Genomic DNA, 23,105 nt, shown 5'->3' with positions numbered 1-23,105 from the left:
CGCGCGACCGGGCATGACGTCATTAGCGAGCGATTTCCACTTTCGCCAGTTTTTCGTAGTAGCAGGCCAGGGCGCTATGGTCGGCCGTGCCCAGACCATCGGCACGTAGCGCCTGCATCATTTCCATCACGGCGGCGGTCAGCGGCAGCTGCGCGCCTACGCCATGAGAGGTGTCCAGCGCATTCGCCAGATCTTTAATATGCAGATCGATGCGAAAGCCCGGTTTGAAATTCCGTTCCATCACCATCGGCGCTTTCGCATCCAGCACGGTGCTACCCGCCAGACCGCCGCGAATCGCCTGATACACCAGATCCGGGTTCACCCCCGCTTTGGTCGCCAGCGTTAGCGCTTCAGACATGGCTGCGATGTTCAGCGCGACAATCACCTGGTTAGCCAGTTTGGTCACGTTGCCCGCGCCAATATCACCGGTATGCACCACGGAACCGGCCATTGCTTTTAGCAGATCGTAATATTTATCGAAAATCGCTTTATCGCCGCCAACCATCACCGACAGCGTGCCGTCGATCGCTTTCGGCTCGCCGCCGCTTACCGGCGCATCCAGCATATCGATACCTTTTGCTTTCAGCGCGTCGCTGATTTCACGGCTTGCCAGCGGAGCGATAGAGCTCATATCGATCAAAACGGTGCCTGGCTTCGCGCCTTCAATAATGCCGCCTTCGCCCAGCGCCACTTCTTTCACATGCGGCGAGTTCGGCAGCATGGTGATAATCACATCGCACTGTTCGGCAACGGCTTTTGCCGTGGTTGCGGTTTCTGCGCCTGCGGCAATAACTTCGGCAATCGCGTCAGGGTTACGGTCAGAAACCACCAGCGAGTAACCGGCTTTGAGGAGGTTTTTGCTCATTGGTTTACCCATGATGCCCAGGCCAATGAAACCTACTTTCATCGTCATAATCTTCTCTCTCTTGTTTCAGTGGTGGTTATTTCTTAAAGGCGTCAGCCAGCTTTTGCGTGGCGGAGCGGAACACGCCCAAATCGCTCCCCACAGCAACGAACGTCGCGCCCCATTCCAGATAGCGGCGCGCGTCGGCTTCGACCGGCGCCAGAATGCCGCACGGTTTACCGTGGGCTTTGGCGCGGGCAAAGATATGCTGAATGGTTTTCTGTACTTCCGGGTGAGAGGCGTTGCCAAGATGACCTAACGCCGCAGCCAGATCGCTTGGGCCGACAAAAATACCGTCAACGCCTTCAGTGGCCGCGATAGCATCAACGTTATCCACCCCCTGCTGGCTTTCGATCTGCACCAGAATGGTGATGTTCTTATTTGACTGGGCAAAGTAATCCGGCACGGTGCCAAACATATTGGCGCGATGGGAAACGGAGACCCCGCGGATGCCTTCCGGCGGATAACGCGTCGAGGCCACGGCGCGAACGGCTTCTTCTTCCGTCTCGACAAACGGGATCAGGAAGTTATAGAAACCGATATCCAGCAGACGCTTAATAATGACCGGCTCGTTCGTCGGCACCCGTACCACCGGCGCGCTGGCGCTGCCTTTCAACGCCATCAGTTGTGGAATAAAAGTTGAGATATCGTTCGGCGCATGTTCGCCATCCAGCACCAGCCAGTCAAAACCTGCCAGCCCTAACACTTCCGTACTGATGGGGTTTGCCAGCGCGGACCAACAGCCGATTTGAATGCGTTGCGCTGCCAGCGCAGCTTTAAATTTGTTCGGGAAGATATCGTTACTCATCATTTATACCCTGGATGAATCATTATTTATTTCCGCAATTCCGGGAGATATTTCGATTTGCTCATCTAAGGAATTACGCTGATATTTTATCGATAGCGGATAATGAAAGTCGTGAATCAGTATAATCATACTTACGCCGCTAAACATTGTTGTATTGCTCAATTTTAATATTCACAATGAATAATATTTTGAGCATTTGCACAACGTCATGGGCGGTGATGCACAAATTTGTACATTACTCGCCCAGCGCCCGTACCATCGGGAATAATGGCCGATCGCGATCACATTTTTAAACAAAAACTCCTGGCATTCTTTATTTAGCAGCAACGTATTTTTAATTCTGACAATAAAAAGCAGTTGTTCTCTTTAACACATTTATTATCACCACCTGGCTGGAGAATACTGGACAATGGCCGATATCGAAATTAGACAAGAATCGCCAACCGCGTTTTATATTAAAGTGCATGACACCGATAACGTGGCAATTATTGTTAATGACAATGGTCTGCAAGCCGGAACGCGTTTCCCGGACGGTCTGGCGTTGGTTGAACATATTCCTCAGGGGCATAAAGTGGCGCTGGAGGCGATTCCTGCTCACGGCGAAATCGTGCGTTATGGCGAGGTGATCGGCTATGCCGTTCGCGACATCGCACGCGGCAGCTGGATAGATGAGTCGCTGGTTGAGCTACCGAAAGCGCCGCCGTTACACACCCTGCCGCTGGCGACGAAAGTGCCGGAACCGCTGCCGCCGCTGGAAGGCTACACGTTTGAAGGCTACCGCAACGCGGATGGCAGCGTCGGCACCAAAAATCTGCTCGGCATCACCACCAGCGTACACTGCGTGGCGGGCGTCGTGGATTATGTCGTGAAGATCATTGAGCGTGACCTGCTGCCCGGATACCCGAATGTAGACGGCGTTGTCGGTCTGAACCACTTGTACGGCTGCGGCGTGGCGATCAACGCGCCTGCGGCCGTGGTGCCTATCCGCACCATTCATAACATCTCGTTGAACCCGAACTTCGGCGGCGAAGTTATGGTCATCGGCCTTGGCTGTGAAAAACTTCAGCCGGAACGTCTGCTGGAAGGCACGGAAGATGTGAAAGGGATTCCGGTGGACAGCGCCAGTATTGTGCGTTTGCAGGATGAGCAGCACGTCGGCTTTAAGTCAATGGTCGAGGATATTTTGCAGGTGGCCGAACGCCACCTGGCGAAGCTCAACCAGCGCCAGCGTGAAACCTGCCCGGCTTCCGAACTGGTGGTCGGAATGCAGTGCGGCGGCAGCGATGCGTTTTCCGGCGTGACGGCCAACCCGGCGGTGGGTTACGCCTCGGATCTGTTAGTGCGTTGCGGCGCGACGGTGATGTTCTCGGAAGTCACCGAAGTCCGTGATGCGATCCACCTTCTCACGCCACGCGCAATTAACGAAGAGGTCGGCAAACGCCTGCTGGAAGAGATGGCCTGGTACGATAATTATCTTGATATGGGGAAAACCGACCGCAGCGCCAACCCGTCGCCGGGCAACAAAAAAGGCGGTCTCGCGAACGTGGTGGAAAAAGCGTTGGGCTCTATCGCAAAATCCGGGCAGAGCGCGATTGTGGAAGTGCTGTCCCCCGGTCAGCGGCCAACAAAACGCGGTTTAATTTACGCCGCCACGCCCGCCAGTGATTTTGTCTGCGGCACACAGCAGGTCGCTTCCGGGATCACCGTGCAGGTGTTCACAACCGGTCGCGGAACGCCATATGGCCTGATGGCGGTTCCGGTAATCAAAATGGCGACCCGCACAGAGCTGGCGAATCGCTGGTTTGATCTGATGGACATCAACGCGGGCACCATTGCCACAGGGGAAGAGAGCATTGAGGACGTGGGCTGGAAGCTGTTCCACTTTATTCTGGACGTCGCGAGCGGTCGTAAGAAAACCTTCTCAGACCAATGGGGGCTGCATAACCAGTTGGCCGTGTTTAACCCCGCGCCAGTGACCTGATGACGAAAAAAGGCCGGATGGGGATCGCATCGCCATCCGGCAACGCTTTTTAAAGACTCTCCATTTTGAAGACCTACATTTTATATCTTCTGCTGCCTCCCTCTTTCTACGTCTGAATTGATAAGCCCCCCAACCCTTGCTTCATTCTTACAGCGCTTTTCATCGCACGACTTTCGCAACCCTCCAGATACTTTCGAAACTTTCATTTATTAGATCGAAATCACAAAATAACATTACGAAACCCTATATCTTCTTTCGAAGAAAATAAACGAAAGAATTCGGAGGAAGGATGTTTATCATTTCAACCAAAACGATGCTAAAGAAAGCTCAGCGTGAAGGTTACGCGGTGCCCGCATTCAACATCCACAACCTCGAAACATTACAGGTCGTGGTGGAAACCGCCGCTGAAATGCGTGCGCCATTGATCGTTGCCGGAACACCAGGAACCTTCAGCTACGCTGGCGTCAGTAATATCGTGGCAATTGCCAGCGAGTTGGCAAAAACCTGGAACCATCCTCTGGCCATTCATCTCGATCATCATGAGAAAACAATGGATATCGAAGAGAAAGTCAGGGCAGGCGTTCGCTCAGTGATGATCGACGGCTCGCACCTGCCGTTTGCAGACAACATCGCCTTAGTGAAAAACGTAACGGATTACTGCCATCGCTATGACGTCAGTGTTGAGGCAGAACTGGGGCGTCTGGGCGGACAGGAAGATGATCTCATCGTGGATGGCAAAGATGCTTTGTATACCCATCCAGAACAGGCTCAAGAATTCGTGGCTAAAACAGGTATCGACTCTTTGGCCGTAGCGATTGGCACCGCACATGGTCTGTATACCGCAGAACCGAAACTGGATTTCGAACGCCTGGCAGAGATCCGACAGCATGTTGATATCCCTTTAGTTTTACATGGCGCATCAGGGCTACCTGGCAGTGATATTCGCAAGGCTATCTCACTGGGTATTTGTAAAGTCAACGTCGCAACCGAGCTAAAAATCGCTTTTTCCGACGCCCTGAAAAATTATTTGCGTACACATTCCGATGCCAGCGATCCACGGCATTACATGGTTCCGGCCAAAGCCGCAATGAAAGATGTCGTACGTAAAGTCATCACCGACTGCGGTTGCGAAGGAAGGCTATAAGGCTGCTATATCACAGCCTCTTAACTCATTCATTTACATGAATTGTAAGGATTTTGGTCAAGGGTATCTTTTTATAGCTGGATCACGAAAGTCGCTTTTACCCTTTGCCTTCAATCCAAAAATATTATGAAGATAAACAAAAGATATCGGAGATAGATGTGAAAGAGATAATCTCTCGTCATAAGGCAGGTGAAGCGTCAGGCATTTGTTCCGTCTGTTCAGCACATCCGTTAGTTATTGAAGCAGCGCTACGCTTTGATCTCGCGACAAACAATAAAGTTTTGATTGAAGCAACATCCAACCAGGTTAATCAGTTCGGCGGTTATACCGGCATGAAACCCGCCGACTTCCGCGATTTTGTTTATAACATTGCACAGGAAACAGGATTCCCGCGTGAAAGATTGATTCTGGGTGGCGATCACCTGGGGCCTAACTGCTGGCAGAATGAATCCGCAGCCGCCGCAATGGAGAAATCTGTTGAGTTAATTAAGGCTTATGTCGCCGCAGGTTTTAGCAAAATCCACCTGGATGCATCAATGTCATGTGCCGACGATCCAACCCCACTTGATCCTATGGTCGTGGCCCAACGCGCAGCTGTACTTTGCCAGGCCGCTGAAACAACGGCCACTGAAGAACAAAAGCGCCATTTAACCTATGTCATTGGCACTGAAGTTCCTGTTCCCGGCGGTGAAGCCAGTAGCATCGGCCGCGTTCACGTCACGCGTGAAGAAGATGCCGCCCGTACGCTGGAAACGCACCAGGTCGCCTTTCGCGCATTAGGGCTCGAGGAAGCATTAGCTCGCATTATCGCCATTGTGGTACAGCCTGGCGTGGAATTCGATCACTCCCAAATTATTCATTATCAACCGCAGGCCGCTGAAGCGCTTTCCGCATGGATTAAAGACACGCCGATGGTGTATGAGGCCCACTCTACCGACTATCAAACACGTCATGCCTACCGCGCACTGGTACGCGATCACTACGCCATTCTGAAAGTCGGCCCGGCACTGACCTTTGCTTTACGTGAAGCGATTTTTGCACTCGCGCAAATGGAGAACGAACTGATTTCTCCAGAACAACGCAGCCGGGTACTGGAAGTGATCGATGAAGTGATGCTTAACGAGCCAGGTTACTGGAAGAAGTATTATCGTCCGACCTGGAGCCAGGCGATGATCGATATTCACTTCAGCTTATCCGATCGTATTCGCTACTACTGGCCGCATCCACGCATTCGTCAAAGTGTGGAGAAATTAATTGCCAATCTGAACGGGGTTTCATTACCGCCAGGACTCATCAGTCAGTTTATGCCCGTACAGTTTGAACGTCTGTCCGAAGGGGTATTAACCGCCACACCTCATAACTTGATTATCGACAAAATCCAGGACGTTCTGCGTGCCTACCGCTTTGGTTGTGTGCCTGAAACCGCCTGATATTCGGAGAATATATGAGCCAACTTTTTGTCCGAACCGGAATTGACTTTAACTCGTGCCAGCAAGTGCTGGCACACATTGGAGAGGAGATGCTGGCAAAAGGTGTTGTACATGAAAGCTATCCGCAGGCACTGGTAGAACGCGAGGCGAATTTCCCGACAGGGATCGCGCTGGAACGCCATGCCGTCGCCATTCCGCACTGCGAAGCCATTCATGCTAAATCACCCGCAATCTATCTGATTCGGCCGGATAATCCGGTGAAGTTTCAACAGGCCGACGATGACGAAGAGATCGCCGTTTCTTTAATCATCGCACTTATCGTTGAAAACCCTGCGGCACAGCTGAAGCTTCTGCGCCGTCTTTTTAGTGAGCTACAAAATCCGAGCATTCTTGACGCCTTGCTGAGCGCACCTGATTCCGAGCTGGCTACGCTCTTCCGGGAAACCATCCTTGAGTCTGAGCCGTGCGCCCAGGCCTAATAACAAACTGATAATAAAAGGAATACCCTATGAAACGTAAAGTAATCGTGGCCTGTGGCGGTGCGGTAGCGACCTCAACCATGGCCGCAGAAGAAATTAAAGAATTATGTGAAGCTCACAATATCGATCTTGATCTCGTGCAATGCCGGGTCACGGAGATCGAAACCTATATGGATGGCGCGGATCTTATTTGTACCACCGCCCGCGTTGACCGTACCTTTGGCGATATCCCGGTCGTTCACGGCATGCCATTTGTTTCTGGCGTGGGTATTGAAGCATTGCAGCAAAAAATCCTGAGCATCCTTAAGGGGTAACGTCATGTTTAGCGAAATAATGCGTTATATCCTGGACTTAGGACCCACGGTAATGCTGCCTCTGGTGATTATCGTCTTCTCTAAATTACTGGGGATGAAGCTCGGGGATTGTTTTAAATCCGGTCTGCACATCGGCATTGGTTTTGTTGGTATTGGGCTGGTGATTGGTCTGATGCTCGACTCTATCGGACCTGCGGCGAAAGCCATGGCAGAACAGTTCCAGATAAACCTGCATGTTATTGATATCGGCTGGCCGGGTTCGTCTCCGATGACATGGGCGTCGCAAATTGCACTGATCGCCATCCCTGTCGCTATTGGCGTTAATGTCATCATGCTGATCACGCGAATAACACGCGTTGTGAATGTCGATATCTGGAATATTTGGCACATGACATTTACTGGCGCCATGCTGCATCTTGCGACAGGTTCTTACTGGTTGGGTATCCTGGGCGTCGTTGTTCATGCCGCCTTTGTCTACAAACTGGGTGACTGGTTTGCCAAAGATACCCGCGATTTCTTTGGTCTGGAGGGGATCGCCATCCCACATGGTTCGTCTGCTTATCTTGGCCCGATAGCGGTACTGGTTGATACGATCATTGAAAAAATTCCGGGTCTGAATCGCATTCACTTCAGCGCAGATGATGTACAAAAACGCTTTGGTCCTTTCGGAGAACCCGTTACTGTCGGTTTCGTCATGGGGCTCGTTATCGGTATGTTGGCAGGCTATGACGTGAAAAGCGTGCTGCAACTGGCTGTAAAAACAGCAGCAGTCATGCTCCTGATGCCACGGGTGATTAAACCGATCATGGATGGTTTAACGCCTATTGCCAGGCATGCCCGCAAACGTCTGCAAGCTAAATTTGGCGGGCAGGAATTCCTGATTGGCCTGGACCCTGCACTATTACTAGGCCACACCTCAGTGGTTTCCGCCAGCCTGATTTTTATTCCGCTGACTATTCTGATCGCGGTACTGGTGCCCGGTAATCAGGTACTCCCATTCGGTGATCTCGCCACTATCGGTTTCTTTGTCGCAATGGCGGTAGCAGTACATCAGGGTAACCTGTTCCGCACGTTGATATCCGGTGTCATTATCATGGGTATCACGCTATGGATCGCCACACAAACTATCGGCCTGCATACCCAACTCGCCGCTAATGCCGGGGCTCTGAAGACTGGCGGCATGGTAGCTTCCATGGACCAGGGGGGTTCTCCAGTCACCTGGTTACTCATTGAACTTTTCACCTGGCAAAATGTTATTGGTCTCGTGGTTATCGGTGCCATCTACTTTACCGGCGTTCTGTTGACCTGGCGCAGAGCCCGCAACTTTATGGCCGCTGAAAAAGCAGCAGCTACCCAGCAAAGTCAAACAGCCTCTTAATTCCAGGGGAGCATTCGCTCCCCTTAACATCTTTGGAGAAACTTATGAAATCAGTGGTGATTCACGCTGAGGGAGACGTGCGCGTTGAAGAACGTCCCATACCACAAATACAGGCCGATGATGATGTATTAATCAAGGTTATTAGCTCGGGTCTTTGTGGTTCAGATATCCCCCGTATTTTCGCCCACGGAGCGCATTATTATCCAATCACGTTAGGCCATGAATTTAGCGGTTACGTTGAATCTTATGGTTCAGGTGTTACCGATATGCAGCCTGGCGATGCTGTCGCCTGTGTTCCGCTTCTTCCTTGCTTTCACTGCCCGCAATGCGAACGGGGATATTTTTCATTATGCAAGCAATACCAGTTTGTCGGTTCACGTAGTGAAGGGGGCAATGCTGAATACGTTGTCGTTAAACGCGCCAACCTCTTCCGGCTTCCTTCCGATATGCCAATTGAAGATGGCGCATTTATCGAACCTATCACCGTAGGGTTACACGCCTTTCACCTGGCGCAAGGCTGTAAAGGTAAAAACGTTATTATCGTTGGGGCGGGTACCATCGGCCTGCTGGCGATGCAGTGCGCCCGTGAGCTGGGAGCCAAAAGCGTTACAGCAATCGATATTAATCCCCAGAAACTTGAACTGGCTAAAGAGCTGGGCGCAACGTACACCTTTAACAGTCGTGAAATGACCGCGTCAGAGATCCACGCCGCACTATCTGATATTCAGTTTGATCAATTGATTCTGGAGACAGCAGGTACGCCGCAAACGGTCTCCCTGACCATCGAAATAGCAGGGCCACGCGCCCAGTTAGCTCTGGTAGGAACATTGCACCATGACCTGACGCTGACATCAGGCGTGTTTGGGCAAATTCTGCGTAAAGAGTTAACAATACTTGGTAGTTGGATGAACTATTCCAGTCCCTGGCCTGGTGAAGAGTGGGAAACCGCAGCGCGTTTACTCACGGAAAAACGTCTACAACTTGAACCGTTAATTGCCCATCGCGGTGATGCTGACAGTTTTGCCGACGCAGTGAAAGCGCTTAACGGCGCGCCAATGCAGGGAAAAATCTTACTTAAGCTCTCCTGACATCATGAGCCAGCAACCTGCGCTGGCTCACAATTACTTTCGAAATTTAGCGTTCACCTTTCGCAATCCTTCGATTAAACTAGTCACAGTTAATTGTCAGGCAAATCAATATGAACTCATTTGAGAGAAGGAACAAAATTGTCGATCTGATTAATACGCAGGGTAGCGTACTGGTTATGGATCTTTCGAATACCTTTGGTATCTCTGAAGTCACTATCCGCGCCGACCTGCGTTTGCTGGAAGAAAAAGGGCTTGTCACACGTTTTCATGGCGGCGCGGCAAAACCTGGAAGTCATCTGGCTGAAGGCGACAATCAGGAAGTCATACTCGAAGATCGCTATCAACTCGCCAGCGACCCTAAAAAACGAATTGCCCAGGCCGCAGCCTCGATGGTTGAAGAAGGGATGACCATTATTCTGGATAGCGGAAGTACGACATTGCTGATTGCTGAAGCATTAACCCGAAAAAGCAATATCACCGTTATCACAAATAGCTTACCTGCCGCATTTACCTTATCCGACAATAAAGACCTGACCCTGGTCGTTTGTGGTGGTACCGTGCGACACAAAACGCATTCCATGCATGGCACAATTGCGGAACGCTCGCTACATGGGATCAGTGCGGATCTCATGTTTGTTGGAGCTGATGGGATTGATGCAACTAACGGCATTACAACTTTCAATGAAGGCTATTCGATTAGTAGCGTGATGGCTGCTGCGGCACATAAGGTCATTGCCGTACTGGATGCGACAAAATTTAACCGCCGTGGTTTTAATCAGGTACTTCCAATGGAGAAGATTAACTGTGTAATAACCGACGACAGCATCAGCAAACAGGATAAATCAGCGCTGACCAAAACAGGCGTTGAGCTGCTGGTCGTTTAAATTACCCGCCACATCCCCCCTTTTGTCGCGCCAACGCGTTGCAGTTTGCCTTTTAGCTGCAACGCTTTCAGATAGCGTTCTACGGTTCGGGCTGAGAGCTCACACTCATCAGCGATACTTTTGGCGGATCTGCCCGGATGATTCGACAAGATTTGTAGAATACGTTTTTCTATATCCAGTAAATCAGGCGACATTTCTTCCGACATTTCTTCCGACAGGGCTGGTGATTTTCCCAATCCCTCCTGCAAAGCAGAGATGATGTTTTCCAGGATAAATTCTATAAATGGCGTACAGCTACTTTGCCGATCACACTGCCCTAACACCTGGTAATATCGGTCCTGTTGGTAGTGGATCAGTGTCTCTACAGGTAGCCACGCCAATTCCGATCGCCACTCACGTAGGATTAATGTCTGCCACAACCGCCCCATGCGTCCATTTCCGTCGGCAAAAGGATGAATAAATCCAAACTCATAATGGAAAACAGCACCAGCAATCAGTGGGTGGAGCTCTGTCGTTTTTAACCAGCCAAGTAAATCATTCATCAAACGAAAAACTTGTGAGGCCGGAGGAGCCATGTGAATAAGCTGTTTTTCCCTGTAAACACCAACATTTCCGGTACGTAACTGGCCCGGATTATCGACCAGACCGAGCATAAGGACCCGATGTGCTTGTAAAAGGTCAGATAATTTTTCACTTTTCCATTCCGACATCTTTTCATAGGCCAGAATCGCATTTCTAACTTCCTGTATATCTTTAGCAGGAGCCAGAATACGTTTCCCCTCCATCAGAGCGGTGACTTGTTCCGTAGTCAACGAATTATGCTCAATCGCTAAAGAGGCCTGAATAGTGCGAATACGATTCTCTTTGCGCAAAAGAGGAGATGTCCTACCAGCCATCGCGGCCCAATGCCCCATCAACTCACCAACCTCAATGACTTGATTGAGGATCAATGGAGTGATGACGAAAGGTGGTTGGTAGGTGCTCACTGTTACTCCCCCTGCTGCTCCAGCGCATACTTATACAGCGCGTTCTTTTTCACGCCGTGGATTTCGGCGGCAAGGGCGGCGGCCTTTTTCAGCGGCAGTTCCGCCTGTAACAACGCCAGCGTTCGCAGCGCGTCGGCAGGAAGCGCATCGTCCTGGGCTTTGTGCCCTTCGACAATCAGTACCATTTCCCCCTTGCGGCGGTTTTCGTCCTCTTTCACCCATGCCAGCAGTTCGCCGACCGGCGCGCCGTAAATGGTCTCCCAGGTTTTGGTCAGCTCACGCGCCAGCACCACGTAGCGAGATTCTCCCCACACGGCGACCATATCTTCCAGGCTGTCCAGCAAACGGTGTGTGGATTCATAAAAAATCAGCGTCCGTGGTTCTGCTTCAATCGCTTTCAGCGCATCACGGCGGCCTTTCGATTTCGCGGGCAGAAAACCTTCATAGCAAAAACGATCGGACGGCAACCCGGCGGCGCTCAGCGCGGCAATCGCGGCGCACGGCCCCGGCAACGGAACCACACGGATGCCGGCTTCACGACAGGTGCGCACCAGATGGTAACCCGGGTCATTGATCAATGGCGTTCCGGCATCAGAAACCAGCGCAATGTTCTGCCCCTCTTTTAGCTTCGCCACCAGCGTCTCGGCTTTTTGCTGCTCATTGTGGTCATGTAAAGCGAACAAACGGGCGTTAATCGCGAAGTGTTGTAACAATAGTCCAGTATGACGAGTGTCTTCAGCGGCAATTAAATCAACGGCTTGCAAAACTTCTAGCGCTCGTTGGGTAATATCAGCCAAATTCCCGATAGGAGTAGGTACAATATAGAGTTGGCCCTGAGAATTATCCGCCGATTCGTTTTGTTTCATTGTGTCGTCCGTATTGCCGATTTAATATTGAGCATTGCGTAAAAAATATCACTGGATACAGTATGGTACCCTCAACATTTTCTCGTTTGAAAGCCGCGCGCGCGCTGCCTGTCATTCTGGCAGCATTGATTTTCGCGGGCTGTGGCACCCAGGCGCCGGATCAAAGTGCTGCCCATATGCAGGGCACGGCACAAGCTGATTCCGGCTTTTATCTGCAACAAATGCAGCAAAGTTCAGATGATAGCAAGACCAACTGGCAATTACTCGCCATTCGTGCACTGCTGAAAGAAGGCAAAAGCCAGCATGCCATCGAATTATTCAACCAGTTGCCGCAAAACCTGAACGATGCGCAGCGTCGCGAACAGTCGCTGCTGGCGGTTGAGATCAAACTGGCGCAGAAAGATATCGCCGGCGCGCAGGCGCTGCTGGAAAAACTCACTCCGGCTGATTTGGATCAGAACCAACAGGCGCGTTACTGGCAGGCGAAAATTGATGCCAGCCAGGGCCGCCCTTCTCTTTCACTGCTGCGCGCGTTAATCGCCCAGGAGCCGCTGCTGTCTGCAAAAGACAAGCAGAAGAACATGGACGCCACCTGGCAAGCGCTCTCCTCTATGACCCAGGAACAGGCTCAGGCGCTGGTCATTAACGCCAATGAAAACGTCCTGCAAGGCTGGCTGGATTTACAGCGTGTCTGGTTCGATAACCGTAACGACCCGGACATGATGAAAGCCGGGATTGCCGACTGGCAAAAACGCTACCCGCAAAACCCAGGGGCAAAACTGCTGCCTACACAACTGGTCAATGTGCAAAGCTTTAAACCGGCTTCTACCAGCAAAATCGCCCTGCTGCTGCCGCTGAACGGCCAGGCCGCCATTTTTGGCCGCACCATTCAGCAAGGTTTTGAAGCGGCGAAAAATCTGGGGACGCAACCGGTGGACGCGCAGCCTGCCGCTGCGCCTGTCGCGGAACCGACAGCGTCGGCAGAACCTGCCCAGCCGCAAGCCGCTGACGGCGTCGCCAGCCCTTCTCAGGCGGCGGTGAACGATTTGACTGGCGACGAACAAACGCAGCCCGTCGAGCAACCGGTAAGCGCCCCGGCGCAGACCGCTACGGCGAGCGCGCCGGCCAACCCTTCTGCTGAACTGAAAATCTACGACACCACCTCTCAACCGCTGGATCAGATCCTCACGCAGGTTCAGCAGGACGGCGCCAGCATTGTTGTCGGGCCGCTGCTGAAAAATAACGTTGAAGAGCTGATCAAAAGCAATACGCCGCTGAATGTCCTGGCGCTTAATCAGCCTGAGAAGGTGCAGAACCACGCCAATATTTGCTACTTTGCCCTCTCACCTGAAGATGAAGCCCGCGACGCGGCGCATCATATTCACGACCAGGGCAAACAAAATCCGCTGTTGCTGATTCCACGCAGCGGGCTGGGCGATCGCGTGGCGAACGCTTTCGCTCAGGAGTGGCAGAAGCTGGGCGGCGGCACGGTGTTGCAGCAGAAATTCGGTTCTACCGCTGAACTGAGAATGGGCGTCAACGGCGGCTCCGGCATTGCCCTGACGGGCAGCCCTGTCGCCGCCAGCCAGCCCTCACAGCCGGGCGTCACCATTGGCGGCCTGACGATTCCAGCACCGCCGACAGACGCGCAGATCACTGGCGGCGGCGGTCGCGTTGACGCGGTCTATATTCTGGCGACGCCGGAAGAGATCGGGTTTATTAAACCGATGATCGCCATGCGTAACGGCAGCCAAAGCGGCGCAACGCTGTACGCCAGCTCGCGCAGCGCGCAGGGCACTTCCGGCCCCGACTTCCGTCTGGAAATGGAAGGCTTGCAGTACAGCGAGATCCCAATGCTGGCCGGTAGCAACATGCCGTTAATGCAGCAGGCGCTCGGCGCCGTACGCAACGACTACTCCCTTGCCCGTATGTACGCGATGGGCGTAGACGCGTGGTCGCTGGCGAACCACTTCTCGCAGATGCGCCAGGTGCCGGGTTTTGAAATTAACGGTAATACCGGGGCGTTAACCGCCACACAGGATTGCGTGATTAACAGGAAGTTATCATGGCTCAAATACCAGCAAGGGCAAATCGTCCCCGCCAGTTAACGAGTAAACAGACCGGCGACGTGTGGGAAGCCGCCGCACGCCGCTGGCTGGAGAGCAAGGGACTGCGTTTTGTTGCCGCCAACGTGCGTGAGCGCGGCGGCGAAATCGATCTGATAATGCGTGACGGAAAAACCACGGTCTTTGTTGAGGTTCGTTATCGCCGCTCGGCACAGTTTGGCGGCGCGGCCGCCAGTGTGACCTGGAGCAAACAACACAAATTATTACAGACCGCCCGCTTGTGGCTTGCTCGCCACAATGGGAGTTTTGATACTGTGGATTGCCGGTTCGATGTGTTAGCCTTCACCGGAAATGATGTTGAGTGGTTTAAGGATGCCTTTAACGACCGCTCATAATTGAAGATTTAAGGATTAGCGTGCTCGATAGAATTAAAGTCTGCTTTACAGAAAGCATTCAAACGCAAATTGCTGCGGCAGAAGCTCTCCCGGATGCAATTTCCCGTGCCGCCATGACGCTGGTTCACTCCCTGCTCAACGGCAACAAAATTCTCTGTTGTGGTAATGGTACTTCCGCCGCCAACGCACAGCATTTTGCTGCCAGCATGATCAACCGTTTTGAAACAGAACGTCCCAGTTTACCCGCTATTGCACTTAATACCGATAATGTGGTCTTAACAGCGATTGCCAACGATCGCCTGCATGATGAAATCTATGCAAAACAGGTCCGTGCGCTGGGCCATGCCGGTGATGTTTTATTGGCGATTTCTACGCGTGGCAACAGTCGCGATATCGTTAAGGCCGTTGAGGCCGCCGTCACTCGGGATATGACCATTGTGGCGTTGACAGGCTATGACGGGGGCGAGCTGGCCGGGTTATTAGGGCCGCAGGATGTTGAAATCCGTATTCCCTCGCACCACAGCGCGCGCATTCAGGAAATGCATATGCTGACGGTAAACTGCTTGTGCGATTTGATCGACAACACGCTTTTCCCTCACCAGGATGATTAAGGAGTACATATGAAGGCATTTTCGCCACTCGCAGTCCTTATTTCTGCGTTGCTGTTGCAAGGTTGCGTCGCTGCCGCGGTGGTTGGAACCGCCGCTGTGGGTACGAAAGCCGCAACCGATCCACGTAGCGTTGGCACCCAGGTGGATGACGGAACCCTGGAGCTGCGCGTAAACAGCGCGCTGTCGAAAGACGAACAAATCAAGAAAGAAGCGCGCATCAACGTAACGGCGTATCAGGGCAAGGTATTACTGGTGGGTCAGTCGCCGAATAGCGAACTCTCCTCGCGGGCAAAACAGATTGCGATGGGTGTCGATGGGGCGACGGAAGTGTATAACGAAATCCGTCAGGGCCAGCCGATTGGTCTTGGGACGGCTTCGAACGATACCTGGATCACCACCAAAGTGCGTTCGCAGCTGTTGACCAGCGATCAGGTGAAATCGTCCAACGTAAAAGTGACGACCGAAAATGGCGAGGTTTTCCTGTTGGGTCTGGTCACCGAGCGTGAATCAAAAGCCGCTGCGGACATCGCCAGCCGGGTCAGCGGTGTGAAACGCGTCACCACCGCCTTTACGTTTATCAAATAACCCGCCGTTTTAGCCGGATGGCGGCTGCGCCTTATCCGGCCTACGGGAAGTACCATTTGTAGGCCGGGCAAGCGCAGCGCCCCCGGGCATTGCGCCGGATGGCGGCTTTGCCTTATCCGGCCTACGGAAAGTGCCGTTTGTAGGCCCGGTAAGCACCAGCGCCCCCGGCATTGCCACTTCACACCAGCGCAATACCTCCCACTATCACCCCAGAAATCGCCACCAGTACGCCTGTAAGCCACAACGCTTTTGCCGGGAAGGCTTTACGCAGCATAATCAGCGACGGCAGGCTCACCGCCGGCAAGGTCATCAGCAGCGCCAGAGCAGGCGCGGTTCCCATTCCTGCCAGCATCATCGTTTGTACAATCGGAATCTCTGCGGCGGTAGGGATCACAAACAGGCATCCCGCGACAGCCATCGCAATAACCCACATCAGCGTATCATCAACTGCGCCATCGGCATGCGGGAACAGCCAGACGCGCGCCGCGCCCAATACCAGTACCGCCAGGATATAAACCGGGATCGTACTCCAGAACAGCGACCACAATGCTTTTCCCCAACGAGCAAAAAATCCGCCCTGCGGTTCAGATACGGCGATCTCCTGAGGAATGTCTACCTGCGGCGACTCTTTCACCCATTTCTGCACCAGCGTCGCCACCACCAGCACCATCGCCAGCCCGGCAACCAGACGAATAGCCGCAAAATGCCAGCCGAGCACAAAGCCCATAAACACCAGCGTTGCCGGATTCAGTAACGGATTACCCATCCAGAACGCCAGCGCGCCGCCCATAGAAACCTGCTGGCGACGCATTCCCGCCGCCACCGGCGCGGCGCAGCAGGTACACATCATGCCTGGCAGCGAGAACAGGGCGCCAAACAGCGTGCCGCGAAAACGCGACTGCCCCAGCGTACGTAGCAGCCAGTCGCGCGGGATCAACACCTGAATCAGCGAACCGAGGATCACCCCCAGCACCGCCGCCTTCCAGACCGCGATAAAATAGATCATCGCGTAGTCCCAGGCCGCTCGCCACGGGTTCGCATCCGCCTGCGCCAGAATAGATTTACCGATACTGTGCGTTTCCGCAGCCGTGAAGGCTTTGCCGTAATAAGGCTGCCATTTCACATACCAGAGGCCAACGATAACGACGAGAAAGAAGAGTGCGGGTTTCCACCATTGAAATGGCGTCACCGCCTGAGATGAAGACTGACCAGCCATAGCATTCCCCAGGAAGTTATTGAGATAATTAAGCCCGTGAATACTACGCCTTTGGGAAATGTTTGGAAACGTCGTTTTTTATCGGATGGGGGCAAAATGCCCGGTGGCGCTCGCGCTTATCGGGCCTGGAGAACACCACGAAATCCCATGCCGGATAAGGCGTTAGCCACCATCCGGCAGTGAACAGATGCTATAACGCCCTTTCCCGCAACTGGGATGAGGTCAGGATGGTAACGCCTTCTTGCTCCGGCGCCAGAGCCTCCTCCAGCATCGCACGCGCTACATCTCTGGCGTCGATGGATTTCCAGTTTCCCGGCAGCAGCCGGAACAGCGGCGCAAACAGCGTTTCATTCATCCGGTGTTTAGCTCTGTCGCCAAGCAACATGGAGGGACGCGCAATCGTCAGGCGCGGCCATTGCTGGGCGATTAACGCCTCTTCCATTTCACCTTTGACCCGGTTATAGAAAAACGGCGATCGCGCATTTGCGCCCATTGCGCTCACGACCAGCATATGTCGGGCGCCCAGCCGCCGCCCCGTCAGCGCGGTATCCACCACCAGCGTATAATCCGCATGAATAAACGCCTCTTTGCTTCCGGCCTCACGGCGAGTCGTTCCCAGACAGCAAAAAACAATGTCCACCGGATCGGTCACCTGCGCCAGCGCATCGGTCAGTTGAGGATCGTGAGGATTATAAACGCCGACCATATCCGCCAGAGGGCGGCGTGTGGGCGCGGCTATCGAATGAATCCGGGGTTCATTAAGCAACATCCGCAGGAGGTGTCCTCCCACCAGCCCCGTCGCCCCTGTAATTAACACCTGAGTCATCGCGCGCTCCATAACCTCAACCATTCATCTAACTATAGGCTACGGATCGGGCTGCGTAGCCAGTGCATTTTTTTGCCAAATCCCAACGTGTTGTCAGTGAATTTAATTTCATCCAGGCGGATTTCCCATACTGGCGCAGGCAGCATTCTGGCGACAGGAAAGCGGCGGAGATAGGCCTGACGCGCCGCATCGCTTTCCTCGCCCTCAAGCTTGCGGATCTCCCCTTTAAACTGTATTCCGCGAATCCGCGCCACCGTTTTCGGCTGACCGTTGACCGTTCCGGCAACGGGCGCGCGCGGGCCGGACATCTGCGCATGGCGCGTTTTCTCTTCCGTGAGTACATAAAACGCGACCTTTTGCGCATCAAACAGATAAAACGCGTTTGCGCACCAGAGTTCGCCCTCATGCTGAACGCACCAGGTGACCACATGCTGCTTTGCCAGCCAGCGGCTTATCGCGGTGAGTGTTTCCATCGTTATTCTCTCTTATACTGGGCATCTGAAAATTAACACGCTAATGGTCATGATGACACCCTGGTATCTGTATCTGATCCGCACCGCAGACAATGCCCTCTACACCGGGATTACGACCGATGTGGCGCGCCGCTATAAGCAGCATCAAAGTGGTAAAGGCGCAAAAGCGTTGCGCGGAAAAGGGGAACTCACCCTGGCGTTTTCGGCGCGGGTCGGCGAGCGCTCGCTTGCCCTGCGCATGGAGTATCGCATCAAGAGACTCACAAAGCGCCAGAAGGAGCGCCTCGTGACAGAAGGTGAAGGGTTTGAGGCGCTACTGGCCAGCCTGCAAACCCCAACGCTTAAAAGCGATTGAAATGGTCGTGGTATTCCACCAGGCCCGTCACGCCGTCCAGCGCGTCTTCCGCCAGGCGGTGTACCTGGAAAGCGCTTTCGGTGCCCGGCCAACGGCAATGAAGATCGTAATGCGCCGCCAGTTCAAAACCGAAACGGCTGTACAATGCCGGCTCGCCCAGCGTGACGACCGCCGCATAGCCAAACTCGTTGAGTGAATCCAGTCCTTCGTAGACCAGTTGGCGCGCAAGCCCTTGTCCACGGTAGTTTTCATCTACCGCCAACGGCGCCATTCCTACCCATTGCAGGTCTTCACCCTGTACATCGACCGGACTAAACGCCACATAGCCAACCACCTGACCTTCGTCGTCAGTGGCGACCAGACCCAGCGTCAGGAAGCCATCTTCGCGCAGGTCATGCACCAGCTTCGCTTCCGCATCGCTTTCGAACGTGCGGCGCAGCAAAGCGTCGATACCGGGCGCGTCAATGGGAATTTCAACTCGAATCAGCATGGTTCACCTACCGAGGTCTGTTTGGTTTCTGGCGAGGTTTTCATACCCGCCTCAACAAAATCCGCCAGTTGCAGCAGCATAATGCGTAACGCTTTCGGCATCTGCTCCAGTTCGATGGCGTCCATCAGGTTTTTCACATACAGCCCTAACTCTGTATCGCCTTCAATGACCAGACGACGCTGGAAGAAGAGCGTATCAGGGTCCTGCTTACGCGCCGCAATCATCAACAAGTCGCTGGCATCGGCGCTAAAGCTCACGTCGGCCTCAGCGTTCTGACTGACAATCAGTTTGCCGTTCTCAACAGAGGTGTACCATCTGAGGTCAATATCACGCACTGTAATACTTAACCAACGGCCTTCGAGGAACTCAAGCTCCCCATCTGCCAGCGCCTGACGAAATTGCCAGCTCAGAACCTGTTCCAGAACCTGGCGCTTCAGCGCAAAGGGCGTCAGTTTAACCGGAACACTCATCAGAGACGGGCCAAAATGTACTAAGCGTGAACGCAGTTTATCCAACACGAGCTTTACTCCCTGTTTCAATAATCCCGTTATTTTGCCATATCAGATAAACGACATAGCGGCGTAAATCAACAATTCGATACGAAATTGTTACCCAGTTATAGGTGTAACCAATACGCCTTTAACTGCCTTAAATCAAAAATTGTCGCAGCAAGGTTAACTAAAATCTCTCTTCGTTAACAATTTTGCGGCCTGGACGGCGCAACATTCAGGAATAATTATGGAGCTGCTCTGCCCTGCCGGAAATCTCCCGGCGCTTAAGGCGGCCATTGAGAACGGTGCTGATGCCGTTTATATCGGGCTAAAAGATGATACTAACGCCCGTCACTTCGCCGGTCTTAATTTTACTGAGAAAAAATTGCAGGAAGCGGTGAATTACGTCCATCAACATCGCCGTAAACTGCACATCGCGATTAACACGTTTGCACACCCGGATGGATATGTTCGCTGGCAGCGTGCCGTGGATATGGCGGCGCAACTGGGCGCGGATGCGCTGATCCTGGCCGACCTTGCTATGCTTGAGTATGCAGCAGAACGCTATCCGCATATTGAGCGCCATGTCTCTGTTCAGGCATCGGCAACGAATGAAGAAGCAATTAACTTCTACCATCGCAACTTTGACGTTGCGCGCGTCGTCCTGCCGCGCGTGCTTTCCATTCATCAGGTGAAACAGCTCGCCCGCGTCACGCCCGTGCCGCTGGAGGTCTTCGCCTTCGGCAGCCTGTGCATTATGGCGGAAGGCCGTTGCTACCTCTCCTCTTATCTGACGGGTGAATCCCCCAATACCGTCGGCGCCTGCTCTCCGGCCCGCTTCGTGCGCTGGCAACAGACCCCTCAGGGGCTGGAATCGCGCCTGAACGAGGTGCTCATCGACCGCTATCAGGACGGTGAGAACGCCGGTTATCCAACGCTGTGTAAAGGTCGCTATCTGGTTGATGGCGAGCGCTACCACGCGCTGGAAGAACCTACCAGCCTCAACACGCTGGAACTGCTGCCTGACCTGCTGGCGGCGAATATCGCCTCGGTGAAAATTGAAGGGCGTCAGCGCAGCCCGGCGTATGTCAGCCAGGTGGCGAAAGTGTGGCGTCAGGCGATCGACCGCTGCATGGCCGACCCGCAAAACTTCGTCCCGCAAAGCGCCTGGATGGAGACGCTTGGCTCCATGTCCGAAGGCACTCAGACCACGCTTGGCGCGTATCACCGTAAATGGCAGTGAGAGAAGCAATGAAATATTCCTTAGGGCCGGTGCTTTACTATTGGCCGAAAGAGACGCTGGAAGCATTTTATCAGCAGGCCGCCACCAGCAGCGCCGACGTGATTTACCTTGGCGAAGCGGTGTGCAGCAAACGCCGCGCCACCAAAGTGGGCGACTGGCTTGATATGGCGAAATCCCTTGCCGGAAGCGGCAAGCAGGTCGTGCTCTCCACGCTGGCGCTGGTACAGGCATCCTCTGAATTAGGCGAACTGAAACGCTATGTGGAAAACGGCGACTTCCTGCTGGAGGCCAGCGACCTCGGCGTCGTGAATATGTGCGCCGAGCGCAAGCTGCCGTTTGTCGCCGGTCACGCGCTTAACTGCTATAACGCGGTAACGCTGCGTCTGCTGCTTAAACAGGGCATGGTGCGCTGGTGCATGCCGGTCGAGCTTTCCCGCGACTGGCTGGTGAATCTGCTGAACCAGTGCGATGAGCTCGGCATCCGCAATCAGTTTGAAGTGGAAGTGCTGAGCTACGGTCATCTGCCGCTGGCGTACTCCGCCCGCTGTTTTACCGCGCGTTCGGAAGATCGCCCGAAAGACGAGTGTGAAACCTGCTGCATCAAGTACCCGAACGGGCGTAACGTGTTGTCGCAGGAGAATCAGCAGGTGTTCGTGCTTAACGGTATTCAGACCATGAGCGGCTACGTTTATAACCTCGGCAACGAACTGACCTCCATGCAGGGGCTGGTCGACATTGTGCGCCTTTCCCCGCTGGGTACGGAGATATTCGCCATGCTCGACGCCTTCCGCGCCAATGAAAACGGCAACGCACCGTTGCCGCTGGCCGCGCACAGCGACTGCAACGGTTACTGGAAACGCCTGGCCGGTCTGGAACTACAGGTGTAACTGAACCTTGCCGGATGGCGGCATAAATGCCTTATCAGGCCTACAATGCGTGTGTAGGCCTGATAAGCGAAGCGCCATCAGGCAGTTGATGTTTGCTCCCCGCCTTATACCGCTCACTTTGTTAACAACGGTAATCAAATTTTAATGCAGTATTAAATGATTCACCGACGACAAAGTGAGCCGTTATGACTGACAAAACCATTCCATTCTCGCTGCTGGATCTGGCACCGATCCCCGAAGGCTCCTCTGCGAAAGAGGCCTTCTCACACTCACTGGATCTCGCCCGTCTGGCAGAGCGGCGCGGCTATCACCGCTACTGGCTGGCGGAACATCACAACATGACCGGTATCGCCAGCGCGGCGACATCGGTGCTGATTGGCTATCTGGCCGCCAATACCACCACATTGCATCTGGGTTCTGGCGGGGTGATGCTCCCCAACCACTCGCCGCTGGTTATCGCCGAGCAGTTCGGTACGCTGAATACGCTCTATCCTGGACGGATTGATCTGGGCCTGGGGCGCGCGCCGGGAAGCGATCAGCGCACCATGATGGCGCTACGTCGCCATATGAGCGGCGATATTGATAATTTCCCGCGCGACGTCGCTGAACTGGTGGACTGGTTCGACGCGCGCGATCCCAATCCACATGTACGCCCGGTTCCGGGCTATGGCGAGAAGATCCCGGTGTGGCTGCTGGGTTCCAGCCTGTACGGCGCACAGCTGGCGGCGCAGCGTGGTCTGCCGTTCGCCTTCGCCTCCCACTTCGCGCCCGATATGCTGTTCCAGGCGCTGCATCTTTATCGCACCCAGTTCAAGCCGTCCGCGCGGCTGGAAAAACCGTATGCGATGGTGTGCATCAATATCATCGCCGCTGACAGCAATCGCGATGCGGAATTTCTGTTTACCTCTATGCAGCAGGCGTTTGTGAAACTGCGTCGCGGCGAGACCGGACAGCTACCCGCGCCAATTCAAAATATGGATCAGTTCTGGTCGCCGTCCGAGCAATATGGCGTGCAGCAGGCGCTGAGTATGTCGCTGGTGGGCGATAAAGCCAAAGTACGTCACGGGCTGGAATCTATTCTGCGCGAAACGCAGGCGGATGAGATTATGGTCAACGGGCAGATTTTCGATCATCAGGCGCGGCTGCATTCGTTTGACCTGGCGATGCAGGTGAAAGAAGAGTTGGTGGGATAGTGCGTTGTTTTG

At 53.7% G+C, this 23,105-nt stretch carries 25 protein-coding genes; 16 read left to right on the top strand and 9 right to left on the bottom strand.

Features of this window, described 5'->3' with window-relative positions:
- Positions 1 to 22: 22 nt before the first annotated feature.
- Together garR and garL are read right to left on the bottom strand one after the other, a co-directional pair.
- Positions 23 to 913, bottom strand: a complete 891-nt coding sequence (gene garR, locus OGX93_RS14870; protein WP_012135258.1) for a 2-hydroxy-3-oxopropionate reductase — start codon at positions 911 to 913, stop codon at positions 23 to 25.
- A gap of 28 nt (positions 914 to 941) precedes the next feature.
- Positions 942 to 1,712 carry a 2-dehydro-3-deoxyglucarate aldolase gene (gene garL / locus OGX93_RS14865; RefSeq protein ID WP_024130976.1) on the bottom strand — a complete coding sequence of 257 codons (771 nt, stop codon included), beginning with the start codon at positions 1,710 to 1,712 and terminating at the stop codon, positions 942 to 944.
- A 409-nt stretch (positions 1,713 to 2,121) separates the two neighbouring features.
- Here garL and garD point away from each other — a divergent pair, with 409 nt between their 5' ends.
- The 8 genes from garD to OGX93_RS14825 all read left to right on the top strand — a co-directional run bounded on the left by garD (position 2,122) and on the right by OGX93_RS14825 (position 10,410).
- Complete coding sequence (gene garD / locus OGX93_RS14860; protein ID WP_012135264.1) at positions 2,122 to 3,693, top strand: galactarate dehydratase; 1,572 nt, start codon at positions 2,122 to 2,124, stop codon at positions 3,691 to 3,693.
- A gap of 289 nt (positions 3,694 to 3,982) precedes the next feature.
- Positions 3,983 to 4,837 carry a tagatose bisphosphate family class II aldolase gene (locus OGX93_RS14855; RefSeq protein ID WP_047461058.1) on the top strand — a complete coding sequence of 285 codons (855 nt, stop codon included), beginning with the start codon at positions 3,983 to 3,985 and terminating at the stop codon, positions 4,835 to 4,837.
- A 158-nt stretch (positions 4,838 to 4,995) separates the two neighbouring features.
- A complete protein-coding gene (gene gatZ / locus OGX93_RS14850; protein WP_134769013.1) occupies positions 4,996 to 6,267 on the top strand; it encodes a tagatose-bisphosphate aldolase subunit GatZ in 1,272 nt (423 codons plus the stop codon).
- Between the two features lie 14 nt (positions 6,268 to 6,281).
- The gene (gene gatA, locus OGX93_RS14845) at positions 6,282 to 6,746 is read left to right on the top strand and encodes a PTS galactitol transporter subunit IIA (protein WP_112001524.1); all 465 of its coding nucleotides are present in this window, start codon (positions 6,282 to 6,284) and stop codon (positions 6,744 to 6,746) included.
- Between the two features lie 29 nt (positions 6,747 to 6,775).
- Positions 6,776 to 7,060: a PTS galactitol transporter subunit IIB gene (gene gatB / locus OGX93_RS14840; RefSeq protein ID WP_058668144.1), complete on the top strand. Its 285-nt coding sequence runs from the start codon at positions 6,776 to 6,778 to the stop codon at positions 7,058 to 7,060.
- A gap of 4 nt (positions 7,061 to 7,064) precedes the next feature.
- A complete protein-coding gene (locus tag OGX93_RS14835) occupies positions 7,065 to 8,438 on the top strand; it encodes a galactitol-specific PTS transporter subunit IIC (RefSeq protein ID WP_134769012.1) in 1,374 nt (457 codons plus the stop codon).
- 44 nt (positions 8,439 to 8,482) lie between these two features.
- A complete protein-coding gene (gene gatD / locus OGX93_RS14830) occupies positions 8,483 to 9,526 on the top strand; it encodes a galactitol-1-phosphate 5-dehydrogenase (protein ID WP_058668145.1) in 1,044 nt (347 codons plus the stop codon).
- A gap of 110 nt (positions 9,527 to 9,636) precedes the next feature.
- Complete coding sequence (locus OGX93_RS14825) at positions 9,637 to 10,410, top strand: DeoR/GlpR family DNA-binding transcription regulator (RefSeq protein WP_153257888.1); 774 nt, start codon at positions 9,637 to 9,639, stop codon at positions 10,408 to 10,410.
- Here OGX93_RS14825 and OGX93_RS14820 read toward each other — a convergent pair.
- Positions 10,407 to 11,396: a Fic family protein gene (locus OGX93_RS14820; RefSeq protein WP_286449089.1), complete on the bottom strand. Its 990-nt coding sequence runs from the start codon at positions 11,394 to 11,396 to the stop codon at positions 10,407 to 10,409. The two genes, OGX93_RS14825 and OGX93_RS14820, sit on opposite strands and share 4 nt — an antisense overlap.
- A gap of 2 nt (positions 11,397 to 11,398) precedes the next feature.
- Positions 11,399 to 12,262 (bottom strand): 16S rRNA (cytidine(1402)-2'-O)-methyltransferase, encoded by an 864-nt coding sequence (gene rsmI, locus OGX93_RS14815; protein ID WP_047461036.1) that lies wholly within the window; start codon positions 12,260 to 12,262, stop codon positions 11,399 to 11,401.
- 62 nt (positions 12,263 to 12,324) lie between these two features.
- On the opposite strand from rsmI, the gene OGX93_RS14810 reads away from it, so the two are divergent.
- From OGX93_RS14810 to dolP, 4 genes are read left to right on the top strand one after another with little or no spacing between them, the layout of a single operon-like run.
- The gene (locus tag OGX93_RS14810) at positions 12,325 to 14,370 is read left to right on the top strand and encodes a penicillin-binding protein activator (RefSeq protein ID WP_286449090.1); all 2,046 of its coding nucleotides are present in this window, start codon (positions 12,325 to 12,327) and stop codon (positions 14,368 to 14,370) included.
- A complete protein-coding gene (locus tag OGX93_RS14805) occupies positions 14,328 to 14,723 on the top strand; it encodes a YraN family protein (RefSeq protein ID WP_047461029.1) in 396 nt (131 codons plus the stop codon). The genes OGX93_RS14810 and OGX93_RS14805 overlap by 43 nt, the downstream gene beginning before the upstream one ends.
- Positions 14,724 to 14,743: 20 nt before the next feature.
- Positions 14,744 to 15,334, top strand: coding sequence for a DnaA initiator-associating protein DiaA (gene diaA / locus OGX93_RS14800; protein ID WP_012135279.1), 591 nt, complete (start codon positions 14,744 to 14,746; stop codon positions 15,332 to 15,334).
- Positions 15,335 to 15,343: 9 nt separating this feature from the next.
- Complete coding sequence (dolP, locus tag OGX93_RS14795; protein ID WP_012135280.1) at positions 15,344 to 15,919, top strand: division/outer membrane stress-associated lipid-binding lipoprotein; 576 nt, start codon at positions 15,344 to 15,346, stop codon at positions 15,917 to 15,919.
- A 178-nt stretch (positions 15,920 to 16,097) separates the two neighbouring features.
- On the opposite strand, the gene OGX93_RS14790 is transcribed toward dolP, so the two are convergent.
- The 3 genes from OGX93_RS14790 to OGX93_RS14780 all read right to left on the bottom strand — a co-directional run bounded on the left by OGX93_RS14790 (position 16,098) and on the right by OGX93_RS14780 (position 18,434).
- Positions 16,098 to 17,135 (bottom strand): permease, encoded by a 1,038-nt coding sequence (locus OGX93_RS14790; RefSeq protein WP_286449091.1) that lies wholly within the window; start codon positions 17,133 to 17,135, stop codon positions 16,098 to 16,100.
- 190 nt (positions 17,136 to 17,325) lie between these two features.
- On the bottom strand, positions 17,326 to 17,961 hold the full coding sequence (locus tag OGX93_RS14785; RefSeq protein WP_024130979.1) for an NAD(P)H-binding protein: 636 nt from the start codon (positions 17,959 to 17,961) through the stop codon (positions 17,326 to 17,328).
- Between the two features lie 32 nt (positions 17,962 to 17,993).
- Complete coding sequence (locus tag OGX93_RS14780) at positions 17,994 to 18,434, bottom strand: YhbP family protein (RefSeq protein WP_012135284.1); 441 nt, start codon at positions 18,432 to 18,434, stop codon at positions 17,994 to 17,996.
- A 52-nt stretch (positions 18,435 to 18,486) separates the two neighbouring features.
- Between OGX93_RS14780 and OGX93_RS14775 the strand changes: the two genes are divergently transcribed.
- Positions 18,487 to 18,789: a GIY-YIG nuclease family protein gene (locus OGX93_RS14775; protein ID WP_058669124.1), complete on the top strand. Its 303-nt coding sequence runs from the start codon at positions 18,487 to 18,489 to the stop codon at positions 18,787 to 18,789.
- Here OGX93_RS14775 and OGX93_RS14770 read toward each other — a convergent pair.
- Entirely contained in the window at positions 18,776 to 19,279 is a 504-nt protein-coding gene (locus OGX93_RS14770; RefSeq protein WP_012135286.1) for a GNAT family N-acetyltransferase, read from the bottom strand. The two genes, OGX93_RS14775 and OGX93_RS14770, sit on opposite strands and share 14 nt — an antisense overlap.
- On the bottom strand, positions 19,273 to 19,797 hold the full coding sequence (gene ubiT, locus OGX93_RS14765) for a ubiquinone anaerobic biosynthesis accessory factor UbiT (protein ID WP_071257756.1): 525 nt from the start codon (positions 19,795 to 19,797) through the stop codon (positions 19,273 to 19,275). The genes OGX93_RS14770 and ubiT overlap by 7 nt, the downstream gene beginning before the upstream one ends.
- A gap of 220 nt (positions 19,798 to 20,017) precedes the next feature.
- On the opposite strand from ubiT, the gene ubiU reads away from it, so the two are divergent.
- From ubiU to OGX93_RS14750, 3 genes are all read left to right on the top strand, one after another.
- Positions 20,018 to 21,013, top strand: a complete 996-nt coding sequence (gene ubiU, locus OGX93_RS14760; protein WP_012135289.1) for a ubiquinone anaerobic biosynthesis protein UbiU — start codon at positions 20,018 to 20,020, stop codon at positions 21,011 to 21,013.
- Positions 21,014 to 21,021: 8 nt separating this feature from the next.
- Positions 21,022 to 21,900 (top strand): U32 family peptidase, encoded by an 879-nt coding sequence (locus OGX93_RS14755; protein WP_275147651.1) that lies wholly within the window; start codon positions 21,022 to 21,024, stop codon positions 21,898 to 21,900.
- Positions 21,901 to 22,085: 185 nt separating this feature from the next.
- Positions 22,086 to 23,093 carry a luciferase-like monooxygenase gene (locus OGX93_RS14750; RefSeq protein ID WP_047461014.1) on the top strand — a complete coding sequence of 336 codons (1,008 nt, stop codon included), beginning with the start codon at positions 22,086 to 22,088 and terminating at the stop codon, positions 23,091 to 23,093.
- The last annotated feature ends 12 nt before the right edge of the window (positions 23,094 to 23,105 follow it).

Origin of the sequence: Citrobacter sp. CK195 (assembly GCF_030333365.1) — a bacterium.
Taxonomy (GTDB): Bacteria; Pseudomonadota; Gammaproteobacteria; order Enterobacterales; family Enterobacteriaceae; genus Citrobacter_B; species Citrobacter_B koseri.
Note: the sequence above shows the minus strand (reverse complement) of the source record. Positions and strands in the feature narration are given on the sequence as shown.

Coding starts and splice junctions, on each gene's coding strand:
- garR (WP_012135258.1), bottom strand. CDS start 913: ATGACGATGAAAGTAGGTTTCATTGGCCTGGGCATCATGGGTAAACCA.
- garL (WP_024130976.1), bottom strand. CDS start 1,712: ATGAGTAACGATATCTTCCCGAACAAATTTAAAGCTGCGCTGGCAGCG.
- garD (WP_012135264.1), top strand. CDS start 2,122: ATGGCCGATATCGAAATTAGACAAGAATCGCCAACCGCGTTTTATATT.
- OGX93_RS14855 (WP_047461058.1), top strand. CDS start 3,983: ATGTTTATCATTTCAACCAAAACGATGCTAAAGAAAGCTCAGCGTGAA.
- gatA (WP_112001524.1), top strand. CDS start 6,282: ATGAGCCAACTTTTTGTCCGAACCGGAATTGACTTTAACTCGTGCCAG.
- gatB (WP_058668144.1), top strand. CDS start 6,776: ATGAAACGTAAAGTAATCGTGGCCTGTGGCGGTGCGGTAGCGACCTCA.
- OGX93_RS14835 (WP_134769012.1), top strand. CDS start 7,065: ATGTTTAGCGAAATAATGCGTTATATCCTGGACTTAGGACCCACGGTA.
- gatD (WP_058668145.1), top strand. CDS start 8,483: ATGAAATCAGTGGTGATTCACGCTGAGGGAGACGTGCGCGTTGAAGAA.
- OGX93_RS14825 (WP_153257888.1), top strand. CDS start 9,637: ATGAACTCATTTGAGAGAAGGAACAAAATTGTCGATCTGATTAATACG.
- rsmI (WP_047461036.1), bottom strand. CDS start 12,262: ATGAAACAAAACGAATCGGCGGATAATTCTCAGGGCCAACTCTATATT.
- OGX93_RS14810 (WP_286449090.1), top strand. CDS start 12,325: ATGGTACCCTCAACATTTTCTCGTTTGAAAGCCGCGCGCGCGCTGCCT.
- OGX93_RS14805 (WP_047461029.1), top strand. CDS start 14,328: ATGGCTCAAATACCAGCAAGGGCAAATCGTCCCCGCCAGTTAACGAGT.
- dolP (WP_012135280.1), top strand. CDS start 15,344: ATGAAGGCATTTTCGCCACTCGCAGTCCTTATTTCTGCGTTGCTGTTG.
- OGX93_RS14790 (WP_286449091.1), bottom strand. CDS start 17,135: ATGGCTGGTCAGTCTTCATCTCAGGCGGTGACGCCATTTCAATGGTGG.
- OGX93_RS14785 (WP_024130979.1), bottom strand. CDS start 17,961: ATGACTCAGGTGTTAATTACAGGGGCGACGGGGCTGGTGGGAGGACAC.
- OGX93_RS14780 (WP_012135284.1), bottom strand. CDS start 18,434: ATGGAAACACTCACCGCGATAAGCCGCTGGCTGGCAAAGCAGCATGTG.
- OGX93_RS14775 (WP_058669124.1), top strand. CDS start 18,487: ATGACACCCTGGTATCTGTATCTGATCCGCACCGCAGACAATGCCCTC.
- OGX93_RS14770 (WP_012135286.1), bottom strand. CDS start 19,279: ATGCTGATTCGAGTTGAAATTCCCATTGACGCGCCCGGTATCGACGCT.
- ubiU (WP_012135289.1), top strand. CDS start 20,018: ATGGAGCTGCTCTGCCCTGCCGGAAATCTCCCGGCGCTTAAGGCGGCC.
- OGX93_RS14755 (WP_275147651.1), top strand. CDS start 21,022: ATGAAATATTCCTTAGGGCCGGTGCTTTACTATTGGCCGAAAGAGACG.
- OGX93_RS14750 (WP_047461014.1), top strand. CDS start 22,086: ATGACTGACAAAACCATTCCATTCTCGCTGCTGGATCTGGCACCGATC.